Raw genomic sequence first — 14,123 nt, 5'->3', positions numbered from 1 at the left:
GATTGGTTCAACAATCGACGACTTCTGGAGCCCATCGGCAATATTCCACCAGCTGAAGCCGAAGAACGATACTACGCCATGCTGGACGAACCAGCCGTGGCCGCATAACTTAAACCAAACGGTCTCCGGCAAAGCCGGGGCGGTTCAGACCCTTTTGGTGGACGTCCGGCAAACCCCATCCGTAAGAAACCTATGGAAATGGCGTCGCTTCGGATTCCTTCTGATAATAGGGGCGAAATCGCAGTACTATGGATAGGTCGTCACCAAAAGTCTTAGGATGTTCGACGTCAACTAGGCGACAAAGACAAATATCGCCGTCAGGATTTGCTGTCGCAAATAGCTCCCCTCGATTCAAACTAATTGGACCTTCCCAGTGTATTTGGATTGGCTCCGCGGTGGCGGTGGCAGGGGTTATGTCGCCCACTATGTTTTCGTCGATGCCGTGGACCCAGATCGAGTCAACACCGTTCTCTGCAACGTGAAACATGAACTGTAAGCTACCTTGCTCGATCTGGATTGATCCACCGCCATAGGAGAGCACGAAGCGTACGGAACGGGTGGAAAGATCTGCAAATCCTGCAACCAAAGGGGTTCCATCACTCGCAGGTAAGACATTTCCGAGAACATTGTCGATTTTTGCCCTCTTAATGATCCTGAGCTTCGATCTCGCCCACGAGAATTCTGGGCGCAACGTGCTGATCTCACTGAGCATTGCGAAGCGCCGTTGGGCAAACCTCTCAAGCGCCGCAAAAAAACCAGCCGATTTCGGAAACTCTGTGAGCCGGCGCTCGTCGTATTTCTGGGCTAGTTCAGAGGAGAAAGATTTGAAATCCTTGGTTTGCTTTGCGGCCTCCCAGAGGAAGCGTCCCGCTCCTTGCATCGCCAACACGGTGAAAGCCGTACCTGCGGAACCCATCATCCACGATAGGCCCCCTACAATTGCAACCAGCGCTGAAGCGGTGAACACCATCCTAAGATATCCACTCCGTGCGGGTTGAGGATCGTTCGGGATCGGGCGTGTTATCTCTACGATTGCATCGCCAGTTGAAGGCTCAATAAGCTCGGTCGCTTCCGACAAGGCAACTCCGAATTCCTCTATGAGCCTGTCTTCACGCTGCCTGTCGTGGGGAGTAGCATCATATTCTCTTGCGTTTGCAACAATTTTCCTGCCCGAGGCCGATGACATAATCAGTGGACCATGCAAATCGCAAACGGTATCGATGGCTTCCCCCTCAGCCGGCTCTAAACGGGGCCACTCCCCGGACGATACTTCTTGTTCAGCGCGGCGTTTCGCGGCAATAAGCCGTGCCCCACGCGAATAGAGTAAGGTGAAATTGATCTCCCTTGGTTCTTTGATGAGTTCGGCGAGATAGGCTAAGGTGAGTGGACCTAATAGCATGGCTTGCGGAGTATTAGATTCTTGCGAATATCGTTGCTGCAGGAACTGAAGAAGCTCCAAAAGCTCATCTCTGAATGCCTCGATGCTAGCATAATCGTTTTCATCGCTCGATGTGGCGACAAGATGCAATTTCCCGCCCGCCGACACCTCAAACCGGACAAGAGGGTCCTGGTCTGGAATAGACGCGGCATTTTTAATTAGAGCCTCGCCTTGCTCGTCCGGTGGGGGGTTGGCATCAAGAAAAAGCGTCGAAAACGTCTTAAGATCCCTATAAAAGATTTCTGCTTCGAAACCGAAGGGTGCAGAAAGCTGTTGACTGACTTTCCGGGACAGCTCGTTAGTGTGAGCGGCTCGGGAGAGCGTACTCCCGGCCAAATTGACATAGGATGCCAGCTTTGAGATGCTGGCAGGTCTCTGAATTAAACCTGCTGCCGTCGCAAAGTGGGTGAGAATCCACAACTTATCTCTCATGTTGGGTGCGTGTCTAATTGTTACCGCCATCGGCCTTTTACCCAACAAACGAATGCGTGCATTGCGCTTTAACGTACAAGTCGGGCTGGGCAGATACAAGTCGGCACGCGTGTCCTTGCCGTTACAAAATGCCTTGACAATACTAGTATTGGCGACACACGACGATGATGCCAGGGCCACAATCCGAGAGTTGTTGCTTGATGCCGACTTCCTGCGCGATCAGCTTCACACCGCGTCTTGCTTGATGAGCAGCGGCATGGGGCGCGGATGGCGGCCTAAATACGAGAGGGTGACGTCATGAGCCGTGAGGATGACCCGGCGATGGACGTGGCGGTCGTGCTGCGAATTACTTTGAAAGCTTGTCGTGAAGCCGCCCCATCGTTCGGCAACATTAAGTTGAAAAAGAGGCGAATATCCCCTATCCTCTTCGTGTGGGTTGAAGACACCATTCTTGGAGACAGCTAGAAATTTGACGTGCATTAGGCTCGGTAGGCTCCGAGCTGGCATTGGAAACGATGGAGATTTCAAGCATGCCTAAGGACTTCAAGGTTGTTGTTGTCTCAGTTAAGAGCCCACGTTGGGCAAACGCGGAACACACAGCGATTGATTGCATTGTGGAGACCGAGCATATGCGCGGGGCACACCCGTTTACCGCGAGTCCGTACGATGTCGAGCCCCACGGTATCGCCATATTCAATCGTTGCAAAGCTGGCGAATTCGGTGACGTCGCCGAATACGTTCCCAGGCATAAAAACGAACAAGCTGATTCCGGCGACTTCGAGTTACCGGACGCTTGGCCCGATATTCACGCGTTCCTGCGCGACGCGAACGACGAGAATGCTAATGGGACGGAACGCGGCTGCGTTCTCGTGTGGACGTCGATGATAGACGAGCTACTTCGGAGACTTCTTGAAGTGTTCTTCGTTGCTGACAGCGCACGATCAGTAGATTTTTTTCGTCATAATGGACCCGCAGGTTCGTTCTCAGGTAGAGCAAAGCTTGCGTATTTCTCGGGGCTAATCGCAGAGGATGAGCTCAGAGTAATCGATAAACTGCGGGACATTAGGAACGATTTTGCGCATCAATATGGGAATACCCTTGCCGACCCTGACTATGCCGGACGATGCGAGTACCTTTACAAGACCTTGTGCGGAGACGCTGTGAGCTTCCCACCCAGGCTTCAGTTTACGAGTGCCTGCGCAAGAGTTGTAATGATCTTGGTGCAGCGATATGCGGCCGCGAAGGCTGAAAGGCGGACGGCACCAAAAGATTTGTTGCCTTTGAATGAGCGGTAGCATTTGACACATTAGTACAACTCCTCAAAATGGGACCCGATGGCGGCACGACGAACGTGCGGAATACTCCAAGCTCTCACTGGCGGCCATGGCTTGGGGTGGAAAACCGCTGCATCGTCCCCGTAACGCAATTCGCCGAGCCTGTGACCCCGCAAGCAAACCGGAAGGTGGCCGGACGCCGAACGCATGGCTTGCTTTGAGCGAAGACAAGCCGCTGTTCTGGTTTGCCGGCATATGGGTGCCGCAATGGACCTCAGTGCGAAAGGTCAAGGAGGGGCCGGTCACGGTGGACCTGTTTGGCTTCCTAACGACCGAGCCGAATGGCATCGTTGCGCCGATCCACCAGAAGGCCATGCCGGTGATCTTGAAGGATGACTTGGAGATTGACTTATGGCTCACGAAGCTCTGGAGTGACGTCAAGCACCTCCAGCGGCCGTTGCCTGATGATGAGTTAGTATTGTTGCCGAGAGCGGCCTAGGTCTGCGCACATCCGCCGTGGCGGTGCCGGGCAGTTCTTCCCGGCGGTCGGACTCGGTGGTAACAACGTTAGGAAATCAAGTACAGTCAATCTCGTAACCGCACTGCTAAGGCGAATGCCCCGAAACGAAACGGAGCCACGATGCGCATGTTGCTTGCCGCCTTGTTACTGTTGCCCGTTGTAGCCCACGCCGACAGCACGCTGAACTTTTCTGGAAAATATCTTTGCAGGACGACATCAGCTGTTAGTTTCGCGGCAGCCAGTTCGGCGGGCGTTCGACCGCAGGAGGTGCCCCCAAAAAATGAATACGTCGTGACAGTCACCCCCTTAGACTTTTCGGCTGGCTATCTAATTCAGGTCAATCGGATTGGGAAAGAAAACCTGGGAGACCTATGCAAACGATTTGTTTGGGGCGATTTTACCTCAAATGTCGGAGTGCCAGAAATCTTGCCTTTCAAAGATTCCCTCACTTGTTATGACAGATGGGGCCGGTTCCGCTTTGAGCTTATAAGCGGCCAATTTACGCATCTGGCAGAGGACGTCGGACTAGAATACCACGGCAGCCGCCTAGTTGGACCGCTACTGGAACTCGGAGGATGCGAAAAGATATAGCCTGAAGCCATATGTGATCGCGGAGCCTGAATTTCTTGAGGAATGACAGCTAAAAGGAACGAATTACCTGCGTGTCATGGCGTGAAGCCAATCGAGTTGACTACAACCTATGTGGCATAGCAAACTTTCACAGCATCCTTGAAGCCCGGCACAGCGGTCATCAACTTGACGCTCGCCTGAAAGTCCAATGTCTTGGGATCGGACTGCCCGCCTGCATCGAAATCCATAGCCCGGTGCATCGCGGCGCACGTGTGGTCAATGACTGACTGCCTATCCCAGATGATGCCGCCAAGGATTACAAGGGTGACCAGGAAAGGCCATCGGAATCGATGCCTAACCGCTTGTAGCTGATCGGGCCTACCAGGATTGGGACAAAGGGACCCATACGCAGCGCAAGCGGTCAATGCTGCAAGGCCGCTAAAGATCAATACTGTTTCCATTGTGTTCCTACCCTCCATACGGAGTCGAGGTTGACCTGCGTTTAGTGCTTGGGAGTGTCCGACCTACCAAAAAGAACAAAGCTGGTTGTTATGATGGGGATGGGCAAGGACGGAAACTATGTGCAAAGTTGCCTTGAGCTCTTTCGAGCGGCAAGACCTGGACCATGGACAAGCGTCAACGACGTGGCCTATGCGGACGGTCAAATCGTGGTGGTGCTGCATACAGATCATTTTAAAGTGCAAGGCGCTCACCTGACAAATTGGCTTTCAGGGAAGGAGCATCCGCGGGGACGGTTTGGCATCTTAGCAAGGGAAGCCGTATATTACTCGTTGACAAGAGATCGGAAGGCTGCGGGAGGCAAAGCTTGACCACCATCCTCGCCGACAGCTTTACCGCCGCCCTCGCCAAGCTCACCAATGACGAACAGAAACAGGTCAAGCTGGCGGCGTTCGACCTGCAGGCCGATCCCGACCGGCCCGGTCCGACCCGGGGAGATAGGTAACAACCTGGTGCTGAACGGGTTGTCGATGGTTTGCAGGGTTCTCTATTCCAAATCGATATATCCGAGATCATAGCGCATGACTGTGCCGAAATGACCCGCTCCGCGCTTGCTCACTTGGCAAGCACAACCCCTCCGGCCTATGACCACTCTCCACCAACAACCATCATCCCCCACCGCCATGTCCGACGACGAAAAGCACCCACAGCACCTGCTCTCCATCGATCCCGTCACGCGGGCAGCGATCGGGCGCATGACGCATCGCGCGTCCTGCCCCTGCCTGACGGTTCGGACAAAGAAGGGGACGCCGCTGGTTCCGAAGATGCATGTCGAAGCGCAGGATGAAACCAAGCCGGGTTGGGCGCTGATTAAGCAATTGGTCGCGCATGCCGAAATCGCGCACTCATCCGTTCTCGAACCGTCGGCGCATATCCCCTGGGACGATTGGCTGCATGTCGTGACACTTCCGCCGGACATCGGCTCTCTCACCGAGATCCGCGCGTTGCGCCTCTATGGCAGCCCCCTGCGCCGGCTGCCGCCGGAGATCGGCGCCATGTCGGCGCTGCAGGATTTGGACGTCTATACGTCCTATTGCCTGCATTGGCTTCCCTATGAAGTCACGCGTTGCCGGCATCTCACCTCCAGCCGGATGAGCACGCGCGCGCTCTATGGAAACCGGAAGACCCGGCTGCCGTTTCCACCGCTTCGTCAACCCATCGAAACCTTGCTGCCCCAGACCTGCAGCGTCTGCGACCGGGCGTTTGGCGAGCGGGCGCCAGAGCTCTTCTGGACAACGCAGCGGATCGGCACCGACTTTGTGCCGCTGCTGATCCACGGCTGTTCGCGCGATTGCATCGACTCGGTGCCATCCGCGCCCGCTGGATTTTTCGCGCGGCCGCACAAGGGTGGCGGCGGCGTGGGGATGCCGTTGACAGGTCAGGATTGAGCAGTTCCGGTGGGTATGCGCCCCAGACAGTGCGAGACATCAGACATTGCCGGGCGTCCGATGCTTTGCACCAACGTCTCCGCCTGCTTCCTCTCCAGAGCCAGGCAACTGTTCGTCAAGCACAGCGTGGATGGAAGAAGCCGGTTTCAAGTTTTGTTTTTGTTTGGTTTTGTTTTCCATCTCCGTTGTCTGTCTCAGTCTGCGTCTCTGTCTCTGTATGTCGACACCCGTGCGACACCGGTGTCTGACCGGTGTCGGATGGGTGTCTGAGGGCTATCATAGGGCTGCCGCCATTTGTCGTTACTCAGCGCGACGCGCGCCCGGCTGAAACCCGGCGGCCTCGATCTGCCGACCCTTTCCCTCCGCCCTCTCCGCCTCCGCTGCTCGCCGGCCCCACACTGGCAGCGGGTCCCTACCTGCCGCTCTGCGCTGGTCGAAGCCTTTGCACACCGCCGGTCATCAAAACACGAAATCCGACTTGCCGAGATTGTCGATGTCGACATTCTGCAGCGCCAGCACGTCGCCAAGGCCGTCATCGCACCAGGTGTCCTTGCCGTGGGCATGAAGCAGCGTCACGACATCCTGGAACGTGTCGATGCCCTTCAATCTCGTGAGGTCGACGACGTCGTGATTATGGCCTCTGGCCTTGAAGTCCTCGATCGTGTCGTCGCCGTCGCCCTTGGCGAAAATGAAGGTGTCGGCACCGGCATCGCCCCTCATCACGTCGTTGCCCCTATGGCCCGCGATGCGGTCATTGCCGGCAAAACCTTCCAGGAAATCATTGCCGCCGCTGCCGGAAAGCACATCGTTTCCGTGCAAGTGGCTCGACATATATTTGGGGATGAGCGCCGGGTGCGAAAGAACGTAGACGGCGTCTTCGACCGACAGCCTTATTCCGGCAATGGACCCGATTTCCTGACCATCGCGCGTTTCGACGATTTTTGTCACGCTGCCCGATCGCACGTGGCCGAGTGAATCATGCGCAAAGCCCGATCCATGCACCTCGAAAGTGCCGACGGCGGTCTCAATATCGAACTGCGATCTGGTGAAATGGGCCGCCGGGAAAAGCGTGATCGTGCCCATCTCGAACGGGTTGTCATGCGTATTCATGGCGAAACCGGATTTCCAAACGACGCCCATGATCCACCTCCCAAACTTTGCCGCATAGTCATGGCTGCGGCATCACAGGATCGCAAACATCAGCGCCATTGGCTATCTATTTCATTAGCATTCGCAAATATATATCCTCCAAGCGTGCGATTTGACCACGACAATCACTGACCTGTAGCCCCGCCCGGCTGTGTCCGGGGCGCTCCCTGCGCCGACAGTCCCATCCGATGTGTCCATTCGTCTTTCGCAGCGCCACGCGCGGGAGACATGCCCCTGGCGGGTGAGGAGGCAGCGTTTCCTCTATGGCTGGGTCGCCAGGGCAAGGCGACTGGCCTCGACCCTCAGCCAGCCCAGAAATTCATTCGCAGCCTCCTTCGGCTTGCGCCGTTTCGGCAGCACGACGAAATAGGCGTTTCGGGTTTTCACCGTGGCGTCCGTCAGTCTCGTCAGCCGGCCCTGCGCCAGCAGATCGTCGACGAGCCGTTTCCACCCCAAGGCAATGCCTTGCCCGTTCAGCGCGGCATAGATCGCCTCTGTATAGAAGCTGCAACGCAGGCCCAAGATTTTCTTCGGCGCTTTCACCGAAAACGCGGCCAGCCACTCGGTCCATCCCGTCCATGTGGGATCGTCGACATCGTTGGAGATCAGCGGGTATTCGACGAGGTCGCCCGGCGACGAAATCCTTGCCGCGGCATGCGCATATGACGGGCTGCAGATCGGAAATATCTCGTCGTCGAACAGCAGCTCCGCCTGGCCATCCCCCCACATGCCGCTTCCGAACCTGATGGCGACGTCGAGTTCGCCCGATTCGATATTCGGCATCGTGTCCTGCGTCACGATCCGCAGATTGATCTTCGGGAACTGACGCGAAAACTCCGAAATCCGGGGCAACAGCCAGAAATGCGAGAAGGCCACTGTGGCCGATATGGTCAGCTGATCGGCTTGTCCCTCGCGGGTCAACTCGGCCACCGATGTCGAAATAATGTCGAAGGCGTCGGCGGCCGCCGATGACAAGGCCCTGCCCTTTTCCGTCAGTTCGATCCGTCTGTGCAGCCTGGCGAACAGGGGAAAGCCGAGATGGTCCTCCAGCAGGTGAATCTGGCGGCTGACGGCCGCTTGGGTGACGCCCAGTTCATCCGCCGCCCTGGTGAAGCTCGAAAGCCGCGCCGCGGCCTCGAATGCCGTCAGTGCGGTCAGCGGCGGCAGATTCCGTCTCAGCGCCATCATCGACCTCCGTTAGCGGTTTTCCCGGGCCATTCTAGCATTACAATTTGTAATGCCAACGAGAATTATTTATGCCGTTGAAAGGGATGATATTTCCGAGCATGCTCCGGCAGAACGCATAATCTGTGGTGCCGTCATGCTCAACAAGCTCCAGTCATCCATCACCTCGCTGCTCGACTCCCGGCTGGAGGGTCATTCCCTGCCGGCCGGTCTTTACACCCGCGAAGACGTCCTGCAGGCGGACCTGGATGTCATGTTCGCCAGGCATTGGATCCAGGTGGGCCTGGAATGCGACGTGCCGGAGCCGGGCGATGCGGTGGTCATCGATATCGGCAAAACCAGCCTCATCCTTCTGCGCGACGACGACAGCCAGATTCGCGTCGTGCACAATGTCTGCCGCCATCGCGGTTCGCGCCTGGTCGATTCCGGCCCCACGGTTCTTTCCAAACTGGTATGCCCCTACCACCAGTGGACTTACGAGCTGTCGGGCGAACTCAGCTACGCGCCCCACATGGGCAAGGACTTCGACAAGGGCTGCAAGAACCTCAAGCCGGTGCATTCCAGGTCGATCGGCGGCCTGATCTTCGTCTGTCTCTCCGACAACCCGCCGAAGGATATCGCCACGCTCGCAGAGGTGATGGAGCCGCGCCTCGCGCCTTATGGCCTGCGCGACGCCAAGGTCGCGCATCAGGTCGATGTCGTCGAGAAGGGCAATTGGAAGCTCGCCATCGAAAACAATCGCGAATGCTATCACTGCTCGGCAAACCATCCCGAACTCTGCGTCTCCTTCATCGATCTCGACTTCGGCTATGATCCGGAAAATCTCAGCGAAGAAGACCGGCAGGAAGCCGAACGGCATTTCGCCATGTACAGCGATCGCACCGAAAAGTGGGAGGCCGAAGGCTATCCCTCGGCCACGATCCAGCACACGCGCGATTGCGTCACGAATTTCAGGACGCAGCGCCTGATCATCGCCGGCGCGGGAGAGTCCCAGACCGAAGACGCCACCGCGGCGTGCTCGAAACTGCTCGGCACGATGACCCGCAAGGACCTCGGGGACATGCATCTCTGGGGACACAATGCCTGGAGCCATTTCATGGGCGACCATGCCGTCGTCTCCACGATCATTCCGCTGTCGCCCGACACCACGCTGGTGCGCACCAAATGGCTGGTGCACAAGGATGCGGTCGAAGGCGTCCACTATGACCTGGAAAAGCTGACCAGCGTCTGGATCGCGACCACAGACCAGGATTCCGAGCTGGTCGGCCGCTCGCATGCCGGCATCCAGGATCCGGCATATGAACCCGGCCCCTATTCGCGTTTCACCGAAGGCGCGCTGGACGATTTCGCAACCTGGTATGTCGAAAGGATGCGTGCACATGGCTACTGAATTGCTCGACAGGCCGGCACGGTCCGCAGCAGCCGGTTTCTGGAATCCGGAGACCGACGACCAGCTTGTCTGCGTCGATGTCCATGACGAAACCCATGATGTCAAAAGCCTGACATTCGTTTCGCCGGAGCGGAAAAACATCGCCTTCAGCGCCGGGCAGTATTTCATGTTCGAACTGGGCGTCGACGGCGAAGCGGACGGGCGCTGCTACAGCATTTCGTCCTCGCCGTTCCGCACCAATGCCATCACCATCACGGTCAAGCGCGTTGCCGGAGGCAAGGTGTCGAACTGGCTTCATGACAATCTCAGGCCCGGCATGACGGTGAAGGCATCCGGCCCGCTGGGCGCATTCGCGCGGCCGGCGGCGAAGAAATACCTCTTCCTGTCCGGCGGCAGCGGCATCACCCCGGTCATGTCGATGGCGCGGGAACTGGCGGATGCCGGCGAAGCCGCGGACGTGGTTTTCCTGCATGCGGGACGAAGCCCCGGGGATCTGATCTTCCGTGCCGAGCTGGCCAACATCGCCAACCGCCTCAAGGGCTTCCGGCTGCATATGCTGCCGGAGGATGTCTCGACCGAACGCTCATGGCCGGGCATTTCCGGCAGAATATCGAAAGAATTCCTGGCACTGGCCGTGCCTGACATCGCCGAACGCGTGGTGATGTGCTGCGGGCCTGCGCCGTTCATGGCGGCAGCACGCCGGCTCAGCGCCGAAATGGGCGTTCCGGCCGGACACTATCTCGAGGAGAGTTTTGACGCTGCCGTCATCGAGGACGCGCCAGCGACGGAGACGGTCGAAGCGAGATCCTTCAGCGTCCAGTTTGCCAAACAGGCAAAGTCGATCGACGTGCACGCCGACCAGACCGTGCTGTCCTGCGCCAAGAAATCCGGCGTCAGGCTTCCATCGTCATGCGCCAACGGCATCTGCGGCACATGCAAATCAAAGCTCGTCAGCGGCAGCGTCGACATGAAGCATGGCGGCGGGATCAGGCAGCGGGAGATCGATGCCGGCTTCTTCCTGCCATGCTGTTCGAAGCCGTTGAGCGACCTGGTGGTGGATCGCTGAACGCGCCAGGCCTCCGACTTCGCCGTGGAACATTAACGAAACGGGTGCGTTTCCTTCCGGTCGCTCGACCATGTTCCAGACGACGGAAAGCAAGATGCAAGACCTCGATAGCGAATCCGCTTTGAAAGCGCCTCGTCCCGACGAGCGCCGCGAAATCACCGACGCCGCGTTCCGGCAGATCAGGAAAGCCCAGACGGAGGCACGTCAGGCGAAATCCGAGCGCCTGCGCCAGGCAAGAATGGCGGCGGCAGTCGATTCGTGACGCCGTGTCGGATCATTTATTCGATGGCAGGCGAATGCCTGAAGCCACGATGGTGATGGCGGATGCCGCAGTTCCGGCTAAGCAAAGGACTCCAAGCGGATGGTTCGTTGGCTTGCCGCCGAAAGTCCGCTAGCCGACGATGGAAAAACTGGCCGCTGTGAGCGCAAGGTTCTGGCTGATCGTGGCGAACAGGACCTGCGCCTGCCCGCCGGTGCCGTCGGCGTCATAATAAATCCTGCCGGTCGATGCGTCGTAGATCACACGGTCGTCGCCATCATGCGCAGCGGTTCCGGCGAAGAAAGCCGAACCGGCGAGCGCGCCGACTTGGCCGGCTGCGGTGAAGACAGTCTTGTCCAGCCCGATCATATCGTCGGCGATTGCGAAGTCGGTGATCCCGTCGGCATTGGCAATGTCGAGCACCGCGTTGAAGACGAAGAGGTCCTTGCCGTCTCCCCCATGCAGCTCGTCCGTCCCCCCGCCGCCGATCAGCTTGTCGTCGCCGGATTTGCCGTAGAGGCGGTTGTTGCCGGAATTGCCGATCAGCGTATTGTTGTCGATACTGCCGAAGAGATCGAAATTGATGCTGCCCAACAGCACGCCGATCTCGACATTGCTTGGCATGACATAGCTGTCCGGCGCGCCGTCGATATGGATCGTCGTTATCTCGATCCTGTCCTTGTTGCCGCCGCCGGCGTCTTCCGAGAGCAGATCGTAGGCGCCGCCGGACGAACGGTCTATCAGTTGGTATGTGTCATTGCCGGCGCCGCCGAACAGGAAATCCTGGCCATTGCCGCCATTGAGCGTGTCGTTGCCGTCTTCCCCGAACAGCGAGTTGTCACCGAAATCGTCGAACATCAGGTTGTTCATGCTGTTGCCGTGCAGCGAAAAGCCCGATGCATCATGGCCGATGATGGCGCCGCGCTCGACATTATCCGTCATCGTATATTCGCGCACGTCGCCGTGGGTGTCCCGCACCAGGACGATATCGTCGCCGGCATTCTTGTTCTCCAGCACGGTGTCGTAGGCGCCGTTCGTCACGTCGAAGAGATTGTAGACGTCATTGCCCGATCTGCCGTCGAGCGTATCGTTGCCGGTGCTTCCATAGAGCGTGTCATTGCCGCTCCAGCCGATGATCAGGTTGTCGAGTTCATTGCCGTTGCCGGTGAAGTCGGAAAAATTGTTGGGGCCGACAAAGTTCAGTTCCTCGATGCCGGCACCAAGCGTATAGCTGGTCAGCGCCACGTTGATGCGGTCGGCGCCACCGCCGCTGTCTATGACCACGTCGCCAGGATTGTCGACCCGGTAGGTGTCGTTGCCGCGCTTGCCGATCATCGTGTCTGCGCCGCCGAGGCCATCGATGACGTCGTCGCCGTTCCAGCCCAGGATGGTGTTGTCGAGATCGTTGCCGGTGCCGGTGAAGCCGGATGTCGACGGACCTTGGTAATAGAGATTCTCGACATTGGCCGACAATGTATAGCGCGCCAGCGTCACCTCGACCGTGTCCTTGATATTGTCCAAGGTGGCGCTTGCGACCTCCTTGACGATGTCGTCGGCACTGTCGACGAAATAGGTATCATTGCCGGTGCCGCCAACCATCCGGTCCGCGCCCTTGCCGCCGTCGATAACGTCGTCGAGGTTGCTGCCGTAGATCGTGTCGTCGCCGCCGCCGCCGACCGCTCTGTCGAGGTCGCAGGCAAGGAAGATGTTGTTGGTCAGGCCATCAGCGCTGGAAAAGGTGCCGGTGACCATGCTGATCGTCGACGGCGTGTTCCAGCCTGACAGGTCCAGCGTATTGTTGCTTCCGGTGCCCCAGATCGTCACCACCGGGTCTTTGTTGATGTCGAAATTGAAGAACAGGCCGACATCGCCGGTGATATTGCAGTTGAAGCCATAGACATGGTTGCCGCCGACCAGCGGTCCCGTGGTCGGCGCCCCGTAAAGGCGCTGGATCGCCAGGATGTCGAGCAACATCGGCGTGGTGGGCGCCACGACATAATCAGTGTTGTCGACCGCATCGTGACGAGTGCCCCATTGCGTGTCAGTCACCGGATAATCATCGAAGAAAAATGCGCTTTCATCATCCGGCTGGACATAGGACATAATGCTCCAGAGCCGGCTGTCGAGCCGGCCGAACTGCTGCTTGGCCGGGTCGTCGTTCTTGAGGGAGGCATCGTAGGGACCGGTATGGCCGAGTCCGATCAGGTGACCCATTTCATGAATGATCGTATCAGCGCCATAGCCGGCGTCGCGCTGGAACAATGCGCCTGATCCGGGGTCGCCAAAAAAGCCGAAACCACCGCCTCTGGTGAAGTGCATGACACCGTCGGTCGCCTGGGGAAGGTCGAACGATCCGACGGTTGCCGAGGAATCGGCATGGACGGTCGTATTGCTCTTGCCGTCATTGCCACGCTCGATCGTGACGTCAGCGGAGGAGGCGTGTCTGGTCCGGGTGAAACTGATATTCGCCTCCGCGCTCCACAGCGCAAAGCATGCAGTGAAGGCATGCCGCTCCCCGGCAGTCCACTTGGCCGCCGGGGCGAAGTAGTAACGCACGGTCCCGCCGCCATCAGGCGTTTGGTGGCTACCCCATTTGAGCGCCCCCGTATGCTCCGCGTCATAGGTTGCGGGCTTGTCGAAGTGCCAGCCTCCATAGCTGATCGGAATCACTTTCTGAGCGAAATCGATCCCGCAGATGAAGCTGATTTCGTCCCGGTCGGAATCGGTGAAGTCCACCGGTGTGGGTGCGGTAGGCGCGGCCGCCGCGATCACGCCGCCGGCGGATGCGCCAGTTTTCACCAGACCCGGCTGCATCCCACCCTCGTCAATCCTCGACCCAGCCTCACCAGGTGCGAGGTCGATCAGACCGGGATAGAACGCCGGTTCGGCAGTCCATGATTGCGATTGCGGCAGAGCCGCGAACGCCCATCGTT

General features: G+C 58.1%; 14 protein-coding genes. 9 read left to right on the top strand and 5 right to left on the bottom strand.

Annotation, left to right across the window (positions count from 1 at the left end; genetic code table 11):
• Positions 1 to 190: 190 nt before the first annotated feature.
• Positions 191 to 1,858 (bottom strand): hypothetical protein, encoded by a 1,668-nt coding sequence (locus tag AC1DYF_RS23755; RefSeq protein ID WP_477879237.1) that lies wholly within the window; start codon positions 1,856 to 1,858, stop codon positions 191 to 193.
• Positions 1,859 to 2,167: 309 nt separating this feature from the next.
• Here AC1DYF_RS23755 and AC1DYF_RS23750 point away from each other — a divergent pair, with 309 nt between their 5' ends.
• From AC1DYF_RS23750 to AC1DYF_RS23725, 6 genes are all read left to right on the top strand, one after another.
• A complete protein-coding gene (locus AC1DYF_RS23750; RefSeq protein ID WP_477879236.1) occupies positions 2,168 to 2,335 on the top strand; it encodes a hypothetical protein in 168 nt (55 codons plus the stop codon).
• A gap of 65 nt (positions 2,336 to 2,400) precedes the next feature.
• Positions 2,401 to 3,165, top strand: coding sequence for a hypothetical protein (locus AC1DYF_RS23745; RefSeq protein WP_477879235.1), 765 nt, complete (start codon positions 2,401 to 2,403; stop codon positions 3,163 to 3,165).
• 196 nt (positions 3,166 to 3,361) lie between these two features.
• On the top strand, positions 3,362 to 3,643 hold the full coding sequence (locus AC1DYF_RS23740) for an SOS response-associated peptidase family protein (RefSeq protein WP_477879234.1): 282 nt from the start codon (positions 3,362 to 3,364) through the stop codon (positions 3,641 to 3,643).
• A gap of 141 nt (positions 3,644 to 3,784) precedes the next feature.
• Positions 3,785 to 4,255, top strand: a complete 471-nt coding sequence (locus AC1DYF_RS23735; RefSeq protein ID WP_477879233.1) for a hypothetical protein — start codon at positions 3,785 to 3,787, stop codon at positions 4,253 to 4,255.
• 805 nt (positions 4,256 to 5,060) lie between these two features.
• A complete protein-coding gene (locus tag AC1DYF_RS23730) occupies positions 5,061 to 5,198 on the top strand; it encodes a hypothetical protein (RefSeq protein ID WP_477879232.1) in 138 nt (45 codons plus the stop codon).
• A gap of 319 nt (positions 5,199 to 5,517) precedes the next feature.
• Complete coding sequence (locus tag AC1DYF_RS23725) at positions 5,518 to 6,141, top strand: hypothetical protein (RefSeq protein ID WP_477879231.1); 624 nt, start codon at positions 5,518 to 5,520, stop codon at positions 6,139 to 6,141.
• 39 nt (positions 6,142 to 6,180) lie between these two features.
• On the opposite strand, the gene AC1DYF_RS23720 is transcribed toward AC1DYF_RS23725, so the two are convergent.
• The 3 genes from AC1DYF_RS23720 to AC1DYF_RS23710 form a co-directional block, all read right to left on the bottom strand.
• Positions 6,181 to 6,321, bottom strand: a complete 141-nt coding sequence (locus AC1DYF_RS23720) for a hypothetical protein (RefSeq protein ID WP_477879230.1) — start codon at positions 6,319 to 6,321, stop codon at positions 6,181 to 6,183.
• A 279-nt stretch (positions 6,322 to 6,600) separates the two neighbouring features.
• Positions 6,601 to 7,281: a hypothetical protein gene (locus tag AC1DYF_RS23715; protein ID WP_477879229.1), complete on the bottom strand. Its 681-nt coding sequence runs from the start codon at positions 7,279 to 7,281 to the stop codon at positions 6,601 to 6,603.
• 270 nt (positions 7,282 to 7,551) lie between these two features.
• On the bottom strand, positions 7,552 to 8,475 hold the full coding sequence (locus AC1DYF_RS23710) for a LysR substrate-binding domain-containing protein (RefSeq protein ID WP_477879228.1): 924 nt from the start codon (positions 8,473 to 8,475) through the stop codon (positions 7,552 to 7,554).
• 136 nt (positions 8,476 to 8,611) lie between these two features.
• On the opposite strand from AC1DYF_RS23710, the gene AC1DYF_RS23705 reads away from it, so the two are divergent.
• The 3 genes from AC1DYF_RS23705 (at position 8,612) to AC1DYF_RS23695 (ending at position 11,193) form a co-directional block, all read left to right on the top strand.
• The gene (locus tag AC1DYF_RS23705) at positions 8,612 to 9,865 is read left to right on the top strand and encodes an aromatic ring-hydroxylating oxygenase subunit alpha (RefSeq protein ID WP_477879227.1); all 1,254 of its coding nucleotides are present in this window, start codon (positions 8,612 to 8,614) and stop codon (positions 9,863 to 9,865) included.
• On the top strand, positions 9,855 to 10,931 hold the full coding sequence (locus AC1DYF_RS23700) for an FAD-binding oxidoreductase (protein WP_477879226.1): 1,077 nt from the start codon (positions 9,855 to 9,857) through the stop codon (positions 10,929 to 10,931). Before AC1DYF_RS23705 ends, AC1DYF_RS23700 begins: the two co-directional genes overlap by 11 nt.
• A 94-nt stretch (positions 10,932 to 11,025) precedes the next feature.
• Positions 11,026 to 11,193 carry a hypothetical protein gene (locus AC1DYF_RS23695; protein WP_477879225.1) on the top strand — a complete coding sequence of 56 codons (168 nt, stop codon included), beginning with the start codon at positions 11,026 to 11,028 and terminating at the stop codon, positions 11,191 to 11,193.
• Positions 11,194 to 11,322: 129 nt separating this feature from the next.
• Here AC1DYF_RS23695 and AC1DYF_RS23690 read toward each other — a convergent pair whose 3' ends face one another.
• Positions 11,323 to 14,004 carry a M10 family metallopeptidase C-terminal domain-containing protein gene (locus tag AC1DYF_RS23690; protein WP_477879224.1) on the bottom strand — a complete coding sequence of 894 codons (2,682 nt, stop codon included), beginning with the start codon at positions 14,002 to 14,004 and terminating at the stop codon, positions 11,323 to 11,325.
• Between the last annotated feature and the right edge of the window lie 119 nt (positions 14,005 to 14,123).

The sequence above is a fragment of the Rhizobium sp. P2_G9 genome, from assembly GCF_056403475.1.
The sequence above is the reverse complement of the archived record's forward strand: the minus strand, read 5'-3'. Positions and strand labels throughout refer to the sequence as shown.

What these genes read in the sequence shown, in the direction of transcription:
- AC1DYF_RS23710 (WP_477879228.1), bottom strand. Translation starts at nt 8,475, where the DNA reads ATGGCGCTGAGACGGAATCTGCCGCCGCTGACCGCACTGACGGCATTC.
- AC1DYF_RS23700 (WP_477879226.1), top strand. Translation starts at nt 9,855, where the DNA reads ATGGCTACTGAATTGCTCGACAGGCCGGCACGGTCCGCAGCAGCCGGT.
- AC1DYF_RS23705 (WP_477879227.1), top strand. Translation starts at nt 8,612, where the DNA reads ATGCTCAACAAGCTCCAGTCATCCATCACCTCGCTGCTCGACTCCCGG.
- AC1DYF_RS23720 (WP_477879230.1), bottom strand. Translation starts at nt 6,321, where the DNA reads ATGGAAAACAAAACCAAACAAAAACAAAACTTGAAACCGGCTTCTTCC.
- AC1DYF_RS23735 (WP_477879233.1), top strand. Translation starts at nt 3,785, where the DNA reads ATGCGCATGTTGCTTGCCGCCTTGTTACTGTTGCCCGTTGTAGCCCAC.
- AC1DYF_RS23695 (WP_477879225.1), top strand. Translation starts at nt 11,026, where the DNA reads ATGCAAGACCTCGATAGCGAATCCGCTTTGAAAGCGCCTCGTCCCGAC.
- AC1DYF_RS23690 (WP_477879224.1), bottom strand. Translation starts at nt 14,004, where the DNA reads ATGCAGCCGGGTCTGGTGAAAACTGGCGCATCCGCCGGCGGCGTGATC.
- AC1DYF_RS23745 (WP_477879235.1), top strand. Translation starts at nt 2,401, where the DNA reads ATGCCTAAGGACTTCAAGGTTGTTGTTGTCTCAGTTAAGAGCCCACGT.
- AC1DYF_RS23750 (WP_477879236.1), top strand. Translation starts at nt 2,168, where the DNA reads ATGAGCCGTGAGGATGACCCGGCGATGGACGTGGCGGTCGTGCTGCGA.
- AC1DYF_RS23715 (WP_477879229.1), bottom strand. Translation starts at nt 7,281, where the DNA reads ATGGGCGTCGTTTGGAAATCCGGTTTCGCCATGAATACGCATGACAAC.
- AC1DYF_RS23725 (WP_477879231.1), top strand. Translation starts at nt 5,518, where the DNA reads ATGCATGTCGAAGCGCAGGATGAAACCAAGCCGGGTTGGGCGCTGATT.